Source organism: Rhizobium sp. ZX09, assembly GCF_017357485.1.
GTDB lineage: Bacteria > Pseudomonadota > Alphaproteobacteria > Rhizobiales > Rhizobiaceae > Agrobacterium > Agrobacterium pusense.
The window spans coordinates 1,174,348-1,189,267 of the sequence record NZ_CP031363.1; the positions used below are offsets into that span (position 1 = coordinate 1,174,348).

19 protein-coding genes and 1 riboswitch are annotated in these 14,920 nt (G+C 58.0%); of the genes, 8 read left to right on the forward strand and 11 right to left on the reverse strand.

Annotated features, from left to right (window positions below; translation table 11 throughout):
• Positions 1 to 151: 151 nt before the first annotated feature.
• Positions 152 to 1,327, reverse strand: a complete 1,176-nt coding sequence (locus BTN45_RS05685; RefSeq protein WP_207589248.1) for a peptidase S41 — start codon at positions 1,325 to 1,327, stop codon at positions 152 to 154.
• Positions 1,328 to 1,800: 473 nt separating this feature from the next.
• Here BTN45_RS05685 and BTN45_RS05690 point away from each other — a divergent pair, with 473 nt between their 5' ends.
• The gene (locus tag BTN45_RS05690; protein WP_246751664.1) at positions 1,801 to 2,430 is read left to right on the forward strand and encodes a DUF1062 domain-containing protein; all 630 of its coding nucleotides are present in this window, start codon (positions 1,801 to 1,803) and stop codon (positions 2,428 to 2,430) included.
• A 45-nt stretch (positions 2,431 to 2,475) separates the two neighbouring features.
• On the opposite strand, the gene BTN45_RS05695 is transcribed toward BTN45_RS05690, so the two are convergent.
• Positions 2,476 to 3,123 carry a glutathione S-transferase family protein gene (locus BTN45_RS05695; RefSeq protein WP_207589252.1) on the reverse strand — a complete coding sequence of 216 codons (648 nt, stop codon included), beginning with the start codon at positions 3,121 to 3,123 and terminating at the stop codon, positions 2,476 to 2,478.
• A 219-nt stretch (positions 3,124 to 3,342) separates the two neighbouring features.
• On the opposite strand from BTN45_RS05695, the gene BTN45_RS05700 reads away from it, so the two are divergent.
• Complete coding sequence (locus BTN45_RS05700; protein ID WP_037092776.1) at positions 3,343 to 3,999, forward strand: peroxiredoxin; 657 nt, start codon at positions 3,343 to 3,345, stop codon at positions 3,997 to 3,999.
• A gap of 50 nt (positions 4,000 to 4,049) precedes the next feature.
• Here BTN45_RS05700 and BTN45_RS05705 read toward each other — a convergent pair whose 3' ends face one another.
• Entirely contained in the window at positions 4,050 to 4,502 is a 453-nt protein-coding gene (locus tag BTN45_RS05705; RefSeq protein WP_035208813.1) for a DUF5680 domain-containing protein, read from the reverse strand.
• A 162-nt stretch (positions 4,503 to 4,664) separates the two neighbouring features.
• Between BTN45_RS05705 and BTN45_RS05710 the strand changes: the two genes are divergently transcribed.
• The 3 genes from BTN45_RS05710 to fghA are packed head-to-tail and all read left to right on the forward strand — an operon-like array spanning position 4,665 to position 6,667.
• A complete protein-coding gene (locus BTN45_RS05710) occupies positions 4,665 to 5,120 on the forward strand; it encodes a YaiI/YqxD family protein (protein ID WP_004441780.1) in 456 nt (151 codons plus the stop codon).
• Between the two features lie 25 nt (positions 5,121 to 5,145).
• On the forward strand, positions 5,146 to 5,805 hold the full coding sequence (locus tag BTN45_RS05715; RefSeq protein WP_004441782.1) for a DUF1345 domain-containing protein: 660 nt from the start codon (positions 5,146 to 5,148) through the stop codon (positions 5,803 to 5,805).
• Between the two features lie 28 nt (positions 5,806 to 5,833).
• Positions 5,834 to 6,667: an S-formylglutathione hydrolase gene (gene fghA / locus BTN45_RS05720; protein ID WP_207589253.1), complete on the forward strand. Its 834-nt coding sequence runs from the start codon at positions 5,834 to 5,836 to the stop codon at positions 6,665 to 6,667.
• 58 nt (positions 6,668 to 6,725) lie between these two features.
• On the opposite strand, the gene BTN45_RS05725 is transcribed toward fghA, so the two are convergent.
• The 6 genes from BTN45_RS05725 to crcB all read right to left on the reverse strand — a co-directional run bounded on the left by BTN45_RS05725 (position 6,726) and on the right by crcB (position 10,814).
• A complete protein-coding gene (locus BTN45_RS05725) occupies positions 6,726 to 7,115 on the reverse strand; it encodes a RidA family protein (protein WP_004441786.1) in 390 nt (129 codons plus the stop codon).
• 217 nt (positions 7,116 to 7,332) lie between these two features.
• Positions 7,333 to 7,821, reverse strand: a complete 489-nt coding sequence (locus BTN45_RS05730; RefSeq protein ID WP_153775533.1) for a hypothetical protein — start codon at positions 7,819 to 7,821, stop codon at positions 7,333 to 7,335.
• A gap of 60 nt (positions 7,822 to 7,881) precedes the next feature.
• On the reverse strand, positions 7,882 to 8,676 hold the full coding sequence (locus tag BTN45_RS05735; protein ID WP_207589254.1) for an ATP12 family chaperone protein: 795 nt from the start codon (positions 8,674 to 8,676) through the stop codon (positions 7,882 to 7,884).
• A 32-nt stretch (positions 8,677 to 8,708) separates the two neighbouring features.
• Entirely contained in the window at positions 8,709 to 9,374 is a 666-nt protein-coding gene (locus BTN45_RS05740; protein ID WP_037092784.1) for an HAD family hydrolase, read from the reverse strand.
• A 6-nt stretch (positions 9,375 to 9,380) separates the two neighbouring features.
• Positions 9,381 to 10,370, reverse strand: coding sequence for an RluA family pseudouridine synthase (locus BTN45_RS05745; RefSeq protein WP_006697448.1), 990 nt, complete (start codon positions 10,368 to 10,370; stop codon positions 9,381 to 9,383).
• Positions 10,371 to 10,436: 66 nt separating this feature from the next.
• On the reverse strand, positions 10,437 to 10,814 hold the full coding sequence (crcB, locus tag BTN45_RS05750; protein WP_006697447.1) for a fluoride efflux transporter CrcB: 378 nt from the start codon (positions 10,812 to 10,814) through the stop codon (positions 10,437 to 10,439).
• A 200-nt stretch (positions 10,815 to 11,014) separates the two neighbouring features.
• Here crcB and BTN45_RS05755 point away from each other — a divergent pair, with 200 nt between their 5' ends.
• The gene (locus tag BTN45_RS05755; protein ID WP_022556168.1) at positions 11,015 to 11,344 is read left to right on the forward strand and encodes a hypothetical protein; all 330 of its coding nucleotides are present in this window, start codon (positions 11,015 to 11,017) and stop codon (positions 11,342 to 11,344) included.
• A gap of 212 nt (positions 11,345 to 11,556) precedes the next feature.
• On the opposite strand, the gene BTN45_RS05760 is transcribed toward BTN45_RS05755, so the two are convergent.
• Together BTN45_RS05760 and BTN45_RS05765 are read right to left on the reverse strand one after the other, a co-directional pair.
• On the reverse strand, positions 11,557 to 12,531 hold the full coding sequence (locus BTN45_RS05760) for a copper chaperone PCu(A)C (protein ID WP_207589255.1): 975 nt from the start codon (positions 12,529 to 12,531) through the stop codon (positions 11,557 to 11,559).
• 89 nt (positions 12,532 to 12,620) lie between these two features.
• A complete protein-coding gene (locus BTN45_RS05765) occupies positions 12,621 to 13,001 on the reverse strand; it encodes a hypothetical protein (RefSeq protein WP_246698704.1) in 381 nt (126 codons plus the stop codon).
• Between the two features lie 171 nt (positions 13,002 to 13,172).
• Here BTN45_RS05765 and BTN45_RS05770 point away from each other — a divergent pair, with 171 nt between their 5' ends.
• Both BTN45_RS05770 and gcvT read left to right on the forward strand, forming a co-directional pair.
• Positions 13,173 to 13,358 carry a DUF3008 family protein gene (locus BTN45_RS05770; protein ID WP_006697443.1) on the forward strand — a complete coding sequence of 62 codons (186 nt, stop codon included), beginning with the start codon at positions 13,173 to 13,175 and terminating at the stop codon, positions 13,356 to 13,358.
• A 167-nt stretch (positions 13,359 to 13,525) separates the two neighbouring features.
• Positions 13,526 to 13,613: riboswitch (glycine riboswitch) on the forward strand.
• 150 nt (positions 13,614 to 13,763) lie between these two features.
• Positions 13,764 to 14,903, forward strand: a complete 1,140-nt coding sequence (gene gcvT, locus BTN45_RS05775; protein ID WP_207589256.1) for a glycine cleavage system aminomethyltransferase GcvT — start codon at positions 13,764 to 13,766, stop codon at positions 14,901 to 14,903.
• Positions 14,904 to 14,920 lie beyond the last annotated feature (17 nt).

Genomic DNA, 14,920 nt, shown 5'->3' on the forward strand with positions numbered 1-14,920 from the left:
GTATGCGTGCTGGCGGGTTCGGGAATGACGTCAACCTGCAAATGTTCCTATGGGTTGTCTCCTGCAAGGCACATTCAGTGAAACACGCCTGTCCCAATATCGGCATGGATGAGAGAAGCCAGATCGCTCGCTGGCATAAATGGCCCCTCGTCTAATCACACAGAACCTTTAAAACTCGCTGATGGAACGCTTCTTGTGAAACCTCAGCGGCAGGCCCTTCGATCCATTCCAAATCGAGATGCAGTTTTCCTGCAGGAACCATTTGCTGTGCGATCTCAGCCGGTGTGGTTTCGTCGCTGGTTCCGTTCTCCCAGTCGTGAAAGGCTGATGAGTATCGAACGACCGCTCCACTGGTCGGCAAATCGAGCAACCCTCCCTCGGCAAAAAACGTCAGGCCGTCGCCCATTTCTTCCCCGACGAGCTTGAGCCTACGTCCCAGACGATGTTTGAGAATGGCCACAAATACTATCGCTGCAGAAAACGTGAACTTATCGACAAGCACAACAACCTGCCTGCCTGCGTTTTCAGAGATGGCGTCGATCAAGGGCACAGTTTGAAGAAAATCGCCACCGGTGTTTCCGCGAACATCAATCAAGAGTTTGTTGTTCCCGCAGGTTCTCACGCGCTCCGCTGCAGCGGAGATGGCTTTCGGCAGCGCACTTTCGCTTGGGTCGAAGAAACTCGGCAATAATATTGAAAGCCCAAACTCCTGCCGGTCCTCAATCTCCACAAATGCCCGAGGTTTCCAGGCCGGGTCAGCCTTGCCATGCTCGTTTCTCGGGTAGAGCATCGATGCCGGAACGGTAAGCCGGTTCTCCACTTTCAGGTCGGTGATCTGCCCATTCTCGCCTTTCAGGCGATATTCAGTGCTACTCTCTTTTGAAGAAAACCCGAGATGAGCCAATGCATATGGCCATGCGAGGAGAATCGGTCCGATCACCCGTTTCCGCTGGCGCGTTCCCGCCAGAAATTTCCCTGCGGCGGCTTCAATCTGACCAAGGGGTATGCCGTTGACTGCTATCAGCTCCCCTCTTGGCACAGTTGTTTCCAGTGCCGTGTCAGTTAACTGCACCCCCGTTCCAACGCTTACAAACCTCAGCGGGAGCACCGAAATGGAATCGTTCGGGATCAACCGTGTGTGTCCGTTGTCGGGAAGCGCAAGCAGGCGCATCGCGGAAAACAGAAAGGCCTCTTTGAAGCCCTCCAAAGCGTATCGTCGGGTATCATAAATGCAGCGGTCTATCATTGCCGGTTCGATGCGCCGAAAGCTGGGATCGATTGGCAGGACAGTGTCCAGAATTTTCTCGAGGTCTTGCATCAGCGACATGATTCACGATGCGCACAGCTGTCTGTCGATGTCCAGATTGGGCTTGAGCCAGACCTTCCCCTTTCCCCGTAAAATGCATTTCTGATATGAGTTTAATATTGGCCGACAAGCCATTGTATTTATTATAAATCGTTCAAAGATAAAAACTTGGTCGTCTTTTCTATGAGGGACTCCATCTGCCGCCGTTTATCTGTTATTGCTCCTAGCGAAGAGCATTGGCGCATCGAGGTAGACTTTGCCTAAGTAAATACCGGTCTCAATCCAGTTTCACCCTGTGCGGATAGCCACCGGCTGTCGCCGCATGATCATGTTCATCGGGTGGTGGCAAGAGACCGGTCTGGCATCGTTACAATGTGCCGTGCGCAGCTATGCTGTTTCAGCTCTTCACCACTCCAGAACACCGCCACGCCGTTCCCGCATGGGTTTTCTCCTGCACCATCTTGGTGGACTTCCGAATGGAAGACCAACCGACTATGTGCAATATATTTCGGGTCCAGTGGACCGTTACACCCAAAACCGCGCCGCAGCCCTGGATTGCCTGCAGCGGATGCGGAGAAGCGAGGCCATTTCAGCCGAGCGGCAAGATCCGCCTCAATGCCAATGGCCGCAAGCTGGATGCCTGGCTCATATACAGATGCCGGATATGCGACAGGAGCTGGAACCGGCCGATCTTTGAGCGGCGGGCTATTCGCGACATCAGCCCTTCTGTTCTCGAGGCGCTGCAGAACAATGACCCGCAATGGATAAGGTTGGAAACGTTCAATCTCGAGGCGTTGAGACGCAGATCGCCGCGCGTCGACGTGTTTTCCGAATTCGATATCGTGAAACAGATACGGGATGAACCTCCGGATTGGGCCGTGGCGGAAATTGATCTCATCGTTCCGTTCCAGACCGGTATACGCCTCGACCGCCTGCTGGCGTCTGAGCTCGCGCTTTCGCGGTCGCTTCTACAAAGGCTTCAGCGCGGCGGCCGGATTCGCACGCACGGCGACGCCTCCGATCCATGGCGACGCCAGGTGAAAAACGGCACGCGGATCGTGATCGAGCGGTGCGATGACCTCGATCCGGCATGTTTGTGGAAATCTGTCACGGCGGAGTGCTAGCACACAGCGAGGGCCTGAAGTTCGGGCCCTCGCGATGCGTATCAATCAGTTCGATGCGGCTTTGAAAACCGCCAGCTGATCGGCAAATGCGCGTCGGTAGGCGGGACGCGCCTCGCCTCTCGCCACATAGGCTGCAAGGTTCGCATATTCATCGAGAATGCCCGAGCTTTTTATCCGTTGCAGCACCGATATCATCAACAGGTCGCCGGCGCTGAACGCGCCGTCGAGCCACTCGCCCTCACCCAGTCGCTGGGACAGTTCGCCAAGTCGCTTGCGAATACGTTCATCGACGATTTCCAGGCGTTCACGATGCCAGCTCTTGTCCCTTTCGACAAAACCGGCGACAAAATGCTCGACTATCGGTGGTTCCACGGTGCTGAGCGCCGCAAACATCCACATGATCGCGCGCGCCCGCGCGTTCGCTTCCCGCGGCAACAGGCCGGCTTGGCGCTCGGCTATGTGGAATATTATCGCACCGGATTCGAACAGGACGAGATCGCCCTCCTCATAGGTCGGGATCTGCCCGAAGGGCTGAAGTGCAAGATGCCCTTGCTCCCGCATCGCCTTGAAGGAAAGAAGGCGAACCTCATACGGTTGCCCCACTTCCTCCAGTGCCCAGCGGACACGCATGTCGCGGGCAAGACCCTTGCCGCCATCGGGCGAGCGTTCAAAGGCGGTAATGGTGATTGTCATTGCTGTTCTCCATCACTCCCCCATGCAAACTTGCCCCGCGCAATTCTGTTACCTGGCGTTGTGTCACAATAGGCGCCGGAATGAGCGAAAACAACGCATCGTGTTGTCGGCACACGCTAAAGGGCTGGCCATTTCACGCAAAAACTCTAAGCTCCTGCGCTGGAGACGGATTGCCGCACCATCAGTTTTCAGTTCAAATGATTAGGGAGAAAGCACCAGATGAGCCTGCGTATCAACGATATAGCGCCCGACTTCACCGCCGAGACCACCCATGGTCCGATAAGCTTTCACGACTGGATCGGCGACGGCTGGGCGGTCCTGTTTTCGCATCCGAAGAATTTTACGCCGGTCTGCACCACCGAACTCGGCGCTATGGGCGGCCTGCAGCCGGAATTCGAAAAGCGCGGTGTGAAGATCATCGGTATCTCGGTCGATCCCGTCGAAAGCCATGAAAAATGGAAGAACGACATCCGCACCGCCACTGGCTTCAATGTCGATTATCCACTGATCGGCGATAAGGACCTGAAGGTCGCGAAGCTTTACGACATGCTGCCGGCCGGCGCAGGCGACAGCTCGGAAGGCCGCACGCCGGCCGATAACGCCACCGTACGCTCGGTCTTCGTCATCGGTCCTGACAAGAAGATCAAGCTGGTCCTCACCTACCCCATGACCACCGGCCGCAACTTCGAGGAAATCCTCCGCGCCATCGATTCCATCCAGCTGACCTCGAAACACCAGGTGGCGACGCCAGCCAACTGGAAGCAAGGCGAAGACGTCATCATTACCGCCGCCGTCTCCAATGAGGATGCGATTGCGCGTTTTGGTTCCTATGACACGGTTCTTCCCTATCTGCGCAAGACAAAGCAGCCGGGCTGATTTGAAGCCTGATGGGGCGGCGAAACATCATTGCCCCATCATCGCAATTTTCATGGCTTTATGATCCCGCCATGATAGTCGAGCCGGTACGTCTCGAAATGTCCGAGATAAATGCGCTCGACGCCGGTGAACGACTGGAATTCGCCTGCATTCGTGTCGACATAGACCAAATTCTCCACCGGGTGCGTGAAGCCGCCCAGAAACCGCCCTTCCCGATAGAGCGTGGAAAGCGAACGTTGAATGACCATGCCGGCCGTTGTGGCGTCGATCATATCGGGCCGGAGGATGCGGCCGTGATAGTTCATCGCCCACATGGCTGTCCCCCGGTGCCAGACGACCTCTTGACCGATGAAATCGGTTCCGCCGAAATAGCTGTCGATATAGTGCCAGTCTCCGTCGCGATAGCCGAGATCATGCGATCCCGTGCGAGTGGGCGTGGCGGATTTGTTGCCCCCGCCAACATATGTGGCGGACTTGGCCCTCACTATGAACTCTTCCAGCATGGAACCCTCTTGGGAAAGAACATAAGGGGAACATAATTCATTTCCGGATCCTTCGCAAGCGCCACGCCCTGCCCTTGCCTCGCCCGCAATTTACCAATCGCGGGCTTGGTAATCGCAGCATTTGCGCTTAGAAGCGTGGCAGAACGATCCAAAAGAGTGTCCATGCAGCAAAATCCGCAAATCTACGTCGATGCCGACGCCTGTCCAGTGAAGCCGGAAATCCTCAGGGTCGCGGAGCGGCATGGGCTGGAGGTAACCTTTGTTGCCAATTCCGGTCTGCGCCCGTCGCGCGACCCCATGGTCAGAAATGTCATTGTTTCCGCCGGTTTCGACGCGGCGGACGACTGGATTGCCGATCATGCCGGCGAGAACGATATCGTCGTTACCGCCGATGTGCCGCTGGCCGGGCGCTGTGTTGCCAAAGGCGCACTGGTGACGGGTCCGACGGGCCGCGTTTTCGACCAGTCGAATATCGGCATGGCAACGGCGATGCGAGACCTTGGTGCACATCTGCGCGAAACCGGTGAAAGCAAGGGCTATAATGCCGCGTTTTCGCCACGCGATCGATCCGCTTTTCTGGAGACGCTTGACCGTTTCTGCCGCCGTGTAAAAAAGTGATGCCGCAAGCAGAAAGGCCCAGCCCATGACCCCGGCCAGTTCCAACAGCAATACCTATCGCCGCCATCAACCTTTTTTCATCGCCGTTCTTGTCGGGGCTTCCGGCCTCGGTATTGCATTGGCTCTCGCGCCTTCCGTGGCAATAGAAATCGCGGCAGTTTCTTTCTTCCTGACCTATCTGACGCTGGTTGCCTTTCGTCTTTCTAAATTGACGGCGCAGCATTTGAAAGCCCATGCCGACAGCGACGATCTCCCCGCAATTGCCATCATCGCCGTGACGCTGCTGGCAGTGACCGTCGCCGTGGTGTCCCTTTTTCAGGCGCTCAACCATACCGGTGAAACCGTCTGGACGCTGGTCATCGCTTTCGCCTCGGTGATTTTCGGCTGGTTGACCATCCACACCATGACGGCCCTGCACTACGCGCATCTTTACTGGCGTCCGCACACGGTCGACGGCAAGCGCCAGCATCGCGGCGGCATGGACTTCCCCGCGACCAAAGAGCCCTGCGGTTACGACTTTCTCTATTTCGCCGTGGTGATCGGCATGACGGCGCAGACCTCGGACGTGGGTGTGACCACGACCGCCATGCGCAAGGTCACGTTGCTGCACTCCATCGTCTCTTTCTTCTTCAACACGGTTCTGGTAGCGGCAGCCGTCAATGCCGCAGTCTCGCTTGCCGGTTGAACCGGGATTTTTTCAAAGGAATGGCTTCATGAACATTATGTCGCAAAATACGGCCTTTGGTGGCATGCAGGGTGTATTTTCCCATGTATCCGAGACCCTGAAATGCGAGATGACCTTTGCGGTTTATGTACCGCCGAAGGCAATCCACGAGCCATGCCCCGTCCTGTGGTATCTCTCCGGCCTCACCTGCACCCACGCCAATGTCATGGAGAAGGGCGAATATCGCCGCATGGCTTCCGAACTTGGTCTTATCGTCGTGTGCCCCGACACCAGTCCGCGCGGCAATGACGTACCGGATGAACTGACCAACTGGCAGATGGGCAAAGGCGCGGGATTTTATCTCGACGCGACCGAGGAACCCTGGTCGGAGCACTACCGGATGTACAGCTATGTGACGGAGGAGTTGCCTGCACTGGTCGGCCAGCATTTCCGCGCCGATATGAGCCGTCAGGGCATTTTCGGCCACTCAATGGGCGGCCACGGCGCGATGACAATCGCCCTGAAAAACCCCGAACGGTTCAAAAGCTGCTCCGCTTTCGCGCCGATCGTGGCTCCCTCCTCCGCTGACTGGTCGGAACCGGCGCTGGAAAAATATCTGGGACCGGACCGGGCAGCATGGCGTCAATACGACGCCTGCTCACTGGTGGAGGACGGTGCGCGTTTTCCCGAATTCCTGATCGATCAGGGCAAGGCCGATAGTTTCCTGGAAAAGGGCCTGCGGCCATGGCTGTTCGAAGAGGCGATCAAAGGCACGGATATCGGCCTGACGCTGCGCCTGCACGACCGCTACGATCACTCCTATTATTTCATCTCCACCTTCATGGACGATCATCTGAAATGGCATGCCGAACGGCTCGGATAAGCGGCAAACACAAAGCGGGCGGCGCCTGCGAACGCCGCCCCTTTAGGCCCACCGCATCTCACGGGATGCGGGCGATCACCTTGATCTCAAAATCGAAGCCCGCAAGCCAGTTGACGCCGACGGCGGTCCAGTTCGGATAAGGCTGTTTGCTGAAAATCTCCTGCTTAACGGCCATGATCGTCCCGAACTGGTTCTGCGGGTCGGTATGGAACGTCGTCACGTCGACAATATCGTCGAACGTGCATCCCGCGGCCTTGAGCGTGGCCGCGAGATTTTCGAAAGCAAGCCGAACCTGACGCTCAAAGTCGGGTTCGGGCGTTCCGTCGGCACGGCTGCCGACCTGGCCGGAAACGAAAAGAAGGTCACCCGACCGAATTGCCGCGGAGTAACCGTGCTGTTCGTAAAGCGCGTGCCGGTCTGCGGGAAAAATTGCCTCGCGTTTGCTCATCTTGCATCTCTCTTTTTGGCTGAGTGGCGTCGGAAGAAGAACTCCGGACGCCCAATTCACATACGTTTCGTATGTGAGATAGTGACCTACACGACGCATGTCAATTGAGATACGTGACGTATGTGAATATCGAGACGCACTTTGTCAAAGCAGAAGATGGTTTCCGGCGCTGGCGCGCTGATGACTGCCGCAGTCCCGCTCACGCCTTTGGTCCAATCTATGGAAACAGCGCTGTCGCCAGCGTGGTCGGACCCGGCCGGTTCAATCTGAATTCGCGGATCACCCGCTCGGCAACGCCATAAGCAAGCTCCTGTTCTAAAGCCTCGTCATCGAAGCTTACGACGGTGGCGGTGAATTTGGCTTCGGCGATCACCTCGCCCGTGGCCACGGCGGCGGCCCGCACGATGACCTTGGCGGAGGCCTTTTCACCGAAAAGAAAGGGACCGCGTGTGACGGATGCAAGGCGGATGGTCAGCACCACGCGCGGTCGGGTCTCACCCCGTGCTGTGGTCTTGATCGCATTCTGAACCTGCGCATGAATGGACTGCATCAGCGCCGGCGCCACATCCGGTCGTGCTGCAACAAACGCGCCGCGCACGTCGTAAAGCAGCCGATCGGCACTGGTCGCTTCCGGTTCAAGCCTGAAAGACATGAGCATGAAACACGCCAGCACAATGATGCCAAGGCGTTTCAGCGTGGTTGTCATAATCTGTGGCTCCCCTTACGTGAGGTAGCCTGATGATCGTCGATCAGGGTTAGAAAAGCGTTAAGATGCGCTCGTCAGAGACTCCAGAACATTGACCGCAGCACGCATGTCGATGAGACGGACGGCCCGGCGCTCCAGCGCCTCCTCATCCTCACCCCATTGTTCCGCAGTCCAGTCTTCATCCAGATGGGCAAGCGCCCAGGCTTCCTCAAGCCTCAGCTCTCCTTCCGCCAGCGCCAGCGCCAGAATGGCAGACCCTGTCAGCGACGTCATGGTATGAAGTGCCGCGAGCGCGATCGGTGTATGGTATTTTTTCAGCGTCACTGCAAAGGCGGTGATGGCCTCCCGCGGCTGGTCGCGATGCATGACTCCCTCCACCAGAATGAAGCGCGCGCCAAGTACATTGGCCGCCCAGTCGAGCACGGGATCCCAATGGTCCGTCTGGCGCGCGACCAGCGCTTCCGGTTCACCAGCGCGGTAGCAGAGGAGATCGGAGGAGGAAAACCGCAATATATCCTCGAAAACCGCCTGCGTATCATTGGCGACGCCGTCGATGGCCGTGTTCACGTGGCGCGACACCGGCATGACAACCGGATTGACGACCTCGGTCTGGGCGTCCCATTCATCGCGAAGCAATTCCGCGAGCGACCTCGACGGCACGACCAACGGCTTCTTGGCGGGGGTGCGCAACGGCTTACCGTCTAGAAGGATGGTGAAGCCTTCCTCCGCCGCCTCGCCGACCGTCACATCTTTGTAGAACCGCTTGGGCAGCGGTTTCTGCATCTGGATCTGCGCGCGCAAGATCGGATCGGGGTGGCTCAGGCCTTCTGAAAGGTCGTTCAGGAGATCACGCATGGCACATCCTCATCGGTCGGTAGAAAGGACAATTAGGGATTATCGGTCGGAACATAGACCGGGATTTCACGCGGGTGGCTGACGACTGCATCGGCGCCCGCCGTCCAGAGTTCGTCGATGGACGCATAACCCCACGCGACGCCGATCGCTTTTGCGCCCGCAGCTTTTGCCATCTGCATATCATAGACCGCGTCGCCGATAACGACAGTATCGGCCGGAACCATGCCGGTTTCATGGCAGCATTCCATCACCATGGCCGGATGCGGCTTGGAAGGGCAATCATCCGCCGTGCGCGAGACAATGAAGTGCCTGGCAAATCCATGGGTTTCGAGAATGTGGGTCAGCCCGCGCCTCCCTTTGCCCGTCACCGCACCGATCAGCACGTCATCCCGCCTTGAAAGGGTGTCGATCAGAGGGGCAATGCCCTCGAAAAGCGGCTCGATCATCCCCGGACGTGCACGGATCGGATGGTAGATTTCCTTATAACGCTGGGTCATCGCCTGAACCTCGTCATCCACATGCGCCTTGCCGAGCATGCGGGCGATGGCGATATCCAGCGTCAGACCGATGATCGCCTTGGTTTCGGAGATATCGGGGCGCGGCTTGCCGAAATCGGCGAACGTATCGGCCATGACGGCATGGATAAGGCCCGCGCTGTCCACCAGCGTTCCGTCGCAATCGAAAAGAACAAGTTTCATCTGCCGTCAGTCTTCCCTATCGCCATCGGCCACGTCGAGACCGAGCAGGTTCCAGGTCTGTACCATATGCGGCGGCAGGGGTGCGCTGACCCGAAGCCGGCCGCCATTCGGATGCGGAATGTCGATATGGCGCGCATGCAGATGCAGGCGCTTCTGGATGCCGCCCGGAAAATCCCAGTTTGGATCGTCGATGTAATATTTGGGATCGCCGATGATCGGGTGCCCCATATGCAGCGCGTGCACGCGAAGCTGATGGGTGCGGCCGGTATAGGGCTCCATTTCCAGCCAGGCGAGGTTCTGCGCGGCGGTATCGATGACGCGGTAATAGGACACGGCGTGATCGGCGCCCTCCTCGCCATGCTTGGCGATGCGCATGCGGTCTCCGTCGATTGTCTGTTCCTTGACCAGCCAGGTGGAAATCTTGTCCTGGTGCTTGCGCGGCACGCCTTTGACGAGCGCCCAATAGGTTTTCTTGGTGTCGCGTTCGCGGAAGGCGGCGGTCAGTTTTTGCGCGGCACCTCTGGTACGGGCAACCACCAACACACCCGACGTATCACGATCCAGCCGGTGCACGAGACGCGGCTTTTCGCCCTTCTGGTTGGTCCAGGCTTCCAGCAAGCCGTCAATGTGCCGGGTCACCCCCGAGCCGCCCTGAACGGCGATGCCAGCAGGCTTATTGAAAACGAACACCTTATCGTCTTCATGCAGCAGCATTCGTGCCAACAGCTCGCCATCGGCGGAATTTTTGAGGTCCTTAGAGCCGATCGGACCGCTCTTGGTCTTCATATCGGAATCGACCGGCGGCACGCGCACCATCTGTCCCGGCTGCACCCGCGCGTCCGTCTTCACCCGGCCGCCATCCACACGCACCTGGCCGGATCGCAGCAGCTTCTGCAACTGCCCGAACCCAAGCCCCGGATAGTGAATCTTGAACCAGCGATCGAGGCGCATACCGGCCTCGTCGGCCTCGACCTTGATATGCTCGATACCTGCCATAAATTTTCCAGTCTCTCTGTCCTGATCGCGCAGCCGTTTCTTCGGCGCGCCGTTTGGATCAAGCCTTTAGAACAAGTTGCGGCCCAAGGCCAGCCCGGCGAAAACCGCAGCGATGGAAACCGAAAGGCTCGCAAGAACGTAAACGGCAGAAAGGCCGAGCGCGCCGCGTTCAAAAAGCGAGACAGCATCGAGCGAAAAAGATGAAAACGTCGTGAAACCGCCGAGCACGCCGGTCACGAGAAAAAGACGCATTTCCATCGAGGCATTCAGACGTCGCGCCACGAGCTCCACCAGGAGACCGATCAGGAAAGAACCCACCACGTTGACCGTAAGCGTTCCCCAGGGGAAATTCACCCCCGCCAGCCGGACGCTCCAGACGCCGACCAGATAACGGAAGACGGAACCGATTGCGCCGCCCGCTGCGACGAGGACTATATTGATCATGCATTTATCTCCGGAGGGAACGGCCGGACCTCACGGTCCGCTTAGATTTCTAGACCACGTAAACCGCCTGCGAAACCCTTGGCCGGGCACTGCCAGCTGTTAAAATACGATTAAATTGCGCCTCCGCGATTTAGCCTTCCAACAACACGCAGATGCTAACCTGCGATTTTTGAAGGTCGGCAACGATGGCCGGAGGTTGGATGACACAGGTTCTTTCCGTTTCTGCGAACACGGCAGCCTATGCGCTGGAGGCTGTAAAACCGTCACAGCGCGTGCCGCGCCGGAGCGAGGTCGAAGAGGCCATTCACGAACTCGCGCGCAAGGCCGAGAACAGCGACGACTTCCAGCTTCGCGGCATGATGACTGTGATCAAGCCACCAGCCCTCACCCTCTATTTCCTGACCGTCGCCAGCCAGCATCAGGAACCGCAGGCGACGCTTGAGCAGGCCGTGGAGGCATACGAGGAAAACAACCTCCCCCAAAAAGCAGATGATATTCTTTTGAATCAGGATGATAGACAGACATCCTGATGTCGCTTGTTAGATTTCAACCCTGTCGTTGCGGGAGTGGCATTCAGCTTGGTGTCAGGTTGAGTTTCTAGATATCTACACCCGGCTTCCGGAAATCACCAAAAGCGAGCGTCATCCGTTTTCCGCCGCGGCGCCGAAACAATAGACCGGACAAATGAGAAATCTTGCGGCTACCGGACCTGTCACGCGTTCCGGTAGCCGCTTTTCATTGGTCAATTATGTTGATGGTCGCCGCCGCCCTTGGCAGCTCCCGCAGACAGTATGACGTCGACCTTCCCGGCTTTTTCGAAGATCAGCGTTACCGGCACTTTGTCTCCTTCGGCAAAGGGCTTCTTCACGTCGAAGAACATCATGTGCAGGCCGCCGGGTTTCAATTCCACGGTCTGACCGGCGGGAATGACGATGCCCTCGTCCAGCTTGCGCATCTTCATCACGTCATTGACCATGGCCATTTCATGGATTTCAGCGCGTCCGGCGGCAGACGATTCGACTCCGATCAGCTTGTCGTCGCTATCGCCGCCATTCTTGATCGTCACATAACCGCCACCGACGGGCTGGCCCGGCAACATGGCCTTCGTCGCGCCGCCAAACACTTCGAGATTGCCAGCCTTCACGACATCCATATCCATGCTCATACCCGCGTGATCGTGGCCGCCCGCATGGGCTTTGGCGGTGACCTTGATGGTCGGCGCGGGATTTTTCAGCGAGTGGGGATCGACACCAGCTGCAGCCACTTCATCCCAGGAAACCTTGCCCTTGTCGCCGCAAAGCTGTGTCACCTTGAAGGGTAGTTCCTGCCCCACCTCGACGCCGGAAACCTTCCCCTGCACGGCAAATGTATCGTAGAATTCGTCCGGCAGATTGCCGCCCTTCCAGCGAATTTCGACGGGCCCGCTTTTGATCTCCTTGCCGTGATTTTTATAGGCCTTCCGGTAATCGCCCTTGATGACCTCCAGCTCCCAGCCGGCCTTCGGCTGCGGCTTGGCGGAAATGAAGCCCTCCGGCAGCTTGATCTGCACTTCCGTCGTGGCAAGCCCGCCTTCGCAACCGTGCGGCACCTGAAGAGCAGCGACGACAGTGCTTTCCTGTTCGGCCGAGCCGTCAACGAAGGTGGCGTGGGCAAAAGCCTGCGCGGTGGAAACCGCGGCGATAAAAAGGGTCGATGTGATGATCTTGGTGGTTTTCATTTGTCTGTCCCTGCGACTGCCAGCCCTTCGGGTTCAAGCAGCCGTTTCTTGCCACCGGTTCGGCGGCGATGATCCTGTAAGATGAAAAATCAGGCGGACAAGGCTGGCGGGCCGCGTGCGACCGGTTTGCGGATCGTCGGGACTGGGTGGAAACGCCAATCGGTGGACGGGCGGTTCTCAAGCCAGGCAAATTCGGTCTTCAGCCAGCTTTCCTTGTCGGGGACCGGAAGAAGAATGGACGAGGCCAGCAGGCAGGCCTCGCAAAACAGGATCGCGTCGCCCGAATGGGCGGGCCCCTCCTTGGCATGCGAGGCATTCACCCCGCCGCCATGGCCGAGGCAGATCTCCGCAAAGGTGCCATCAGGCAGCCGGTAGCTCTCATCGAGCACGACTGCGGGGGCTGCGGCAAGCGCGGGCCTGTGGGCAAAACCGAGCGACAGCATCAGGGTTGCACAGAAAATGCGAAGCATTTTCTCGATCCCTGTCAGCCGTCTTTTTCGATGTGCGCCCATGATCTCATGCGATATCGCGCTTCCCTTCGATTTCAAAGGGGAATTTTGCCGCAGGCTTGACGTGTATGAGGAACAATCGCCGCAAGGCGGCATTTTCCTGCAACACGGATCGTTCAAGGGAGACATGACATGCCTGCCAAATCGAAAGCCCAGCAGAAAGCTGCGGGTGCAGCACTCGCCGCCAAAAGGGGCGAAACGAAGAAATCCAGTTTAAAAGGTGCTTCAAAAAGCATGGAGAAGTCCATGACGGAAAAGGAACTTGAGGATTTTGCCTCAACGAAACGCAAGGGTCTGCCGGCAAAAAAATCGGAATGACGGCGTCTTTCCACCGCCATTCCCATTCGTTGGAATGATGACGGAACGACAATATCAAAACGTCGTTGCGAAAGAGATGAGGGATGATGGCGCAGATGGAGCAAGAATCTGTTCAGATGCGTCATTTGGTCCTTGCCAATAGCGGGTCTTCGAAGATAATGAGCGTCGCATCATCGTTGGGAGAAACCGCTTCAATGCGGTGCCGAAGGAGCAACCGCCCCGGAAACTCTCAGGCAAAAGGACCAGCGATGACGACGGAACTCTGGAGAGAAGCCACCTTTCATAAGGACGGCTCGCCGAAGGGATAACAATCTCAGGCGACAAGGACAGAGGGGGCTCTTGAACCGGCGCATCTGCGCCACGACCTGAGCCCGCGCGATTGCTCGCGCAACCCTGGAGGCGTCCTTGGACGATACCGCCGCGCTGAAAACCACGCCGCTTCATTCCCTGCATCTATCGCTTGGCGCCCGCATGGTGCCATTCGCCGGTTACGACATGCCCGTGCAATATCCGGCCGGCGTTTTGAAGGAGCATCTTCAAACCCGCACCTCAGCCGGTCTCTTTGACGTCTCCCATATGGGTCAGGTGATTGTGAAGGCAAAGTCCGGCAACAACGCCGATGCCGCACAGGCACTGGAAAAGCTGGTGCCGGTTGATATTCTCGGCCTCAAGGAAGGCCGCCAGCGCTACGGTTTCTTCACCGACGACAAGGGCTGCATTCTTGATGATCTGATGATCACCAATCGCGGCGATCACCTTTTCGTCGTCGTCAACGCGGCCTGCAAGGATGCCGACGTCGCCCATATGAAGGCGCATCTTTCAGACAGCTGCGAAATCACCCTTCTCGAGGACCGCGCCTTGGTCGCGCTGCAGGGCCCCCGCGCCGAGGAGGTACTGGCCGAACTCTGGACGGGCGTTTCCGAGATGAAATTCATGGACGTGCAGGAGGTGCCGCTGCACGATGTTGCCTGCATCGTCTCCCGCTCCGGTTACTCCGGTGAAGACGGCTTTGAAATTTCCGCGCCGGCAGACAAGGCAGAAGAGATCGCCAGGGCCTTGCTCGAACATCCCGATTGCGAAGCCATCGGACTTGGCGCGCGTGACAGCCTGCGCCTGGAAGCAGGCCTTTGCCTTTACGGTAATGACATCGACACCACGACCTCCCCCATCGAAGCCTCGCTGGAATGGGCGATCCAGAAGGCGCGCCGCGCCGGCGGTGATCGCGAAGGCGGTTTCCCGGGCGCGGAACGCATTCTTGGTGAACTGAAGGACGGCACATCGCGCCGCCGCGTCGGCCTGAAGCCCGAGGGCAAGGCACCGGTGCGTGGCCATTCGAAGCTTTTTGCGGATGCTGAAGGCAAGACGGAAATCGGCGAAGTGACCTCGGGCGGTTTCGGTCCTTCGGTCGAAGGCCCCGTCGCCATGGGTTACGTGCCTGTTTCTTACGCCGCTCCCGGCACGGCGATCTTCGCGGAAGTGCGCGGCAAATATCTGCCCGTCACCGTCGCCGCCCTGCCCTTCATAAAGCCCACCTACAAACGATAATTTCATCCCATCTCCGG

Coding starts and splice junctions, on each gene's coding strand:
- BTN45_RS05685 (WP_207589248.1), bottom strand. CDS start 1,327: ATGTCGCTGATGCAAGACCTCGAGAAAATTCTGGACACTGTCCTGCCA.
- BTN45_RS05690 (WP_246751664.1), top strand. CDS start 1,801: ATGTGCAATATATTTCGGGTCCAGTGGACCGTTACACCCAAAACCGCG.
- BTN45_RS05695 (WP_207589252.1), bottom strand. CDS start 3,123: ATGACAATCACCATTACCGCCTTTGAACGCTCGCCCGATGGCGGCAAG.
- BTN45_RS05700 (WP_037092776.1), top strand. CDS start 3,343: ATGAGCCTGCGTATCAACGATATAGCGCCCGACTTCACCGCCGAGACC.
- BTN45_RS05705 (WP_035208813.1), bottom strand. CDS start 4,502: ATGCTGGAAGAGTTCATAGTGAGGGCCAAGTCCGCCACATATGTTGGC.
- BTN45_RS05710 (WP_004441780.1), top strand. CDS start 4,665: ATGCAGCAAAATCCGCAAATCTACGTCGATGCCGACGCCTGTCCAGTG.
- BTN45_RS05715 (WP_004441782.1), top strand. CDS start 5,146: ATGACCCCGGCCAGTTCCAACAGCAATACCTATCGCCGCCATCAACCT.
- fghA (WP_207589253.1), top strand. CDS start 5,834: ATGAACATTATGTCGCAAAATACGGCCTTTGGTGGCATGCAGGGTGTA.
- BTN45_RS05725 (WP_004441786.1), bottom strand. CDS start 7,115: ATGAGCAAACGCGAGGCAATTTTTCCCGCAGACCGGCACGCGCTTTAC.
- BTN45_RS05730 (WP_153775533.1), bottom strand. CDS start 7,821: ATGACAACCACGCTGAAACGCCTTGGCATCATTGTGCTGGCGTGTTTC.
- BTN45_RS05735 (WP_207589254.1), bottom strand. CDS start 8,676: ATGCGTGATCTCCTGAACGACCTTTCAGAAGGCCTGAGCCACCCCGAT.
- BTN45_RS05740 (WP_037092784.1), bottom strand. CDS start 9,374: ATGAAACTTGTTCTTTTCGATTGCGACGGAACGCTGGTGGACAGCGCG.
- BTN45_RS05745 (WP_006697448.1), bottom strand. CDS start 10,370: ATGGCAGGTATCGAGCATATCAAGGTCGAGGCCGACGAGGCCGGTATG.
- crcB (WP_006697447.1), bottom strand. CDS start 10,814: ATGATCAATATAGTCCTCGTCGCAGCGGGCGGCGCAATCGGTTCCGTC.
- BTN45_RS05755 (WP_022556168.1), top strand. CDS start 11,015: ATGACACAGGTTCTTTCCGTTTCTGCGAACACGGCAGCCTATGCGCTG.
- BTN45_RS05760 (WP_207589255.1), bottom strand. CDS start 12,531: ATGAAAACCACCAAGATCATCACATCGACCCTTTTTATCGCCGCGGTT.
- BTN45_RS05765 (WP_246698704.1), bottom strand. CDS start 13,001: ATGCTTCGCATTTTCTGTGCAACCCTGATGCTGTCGCTCGGTTTTGCC.
- BTN45_RS05770 (WP_006697443.1), top strand. CDS start 13,173: ATGCCTGCCAAATCGAAAGCCCAGCAGAAAGCTGCGGGTGCAGCACTC.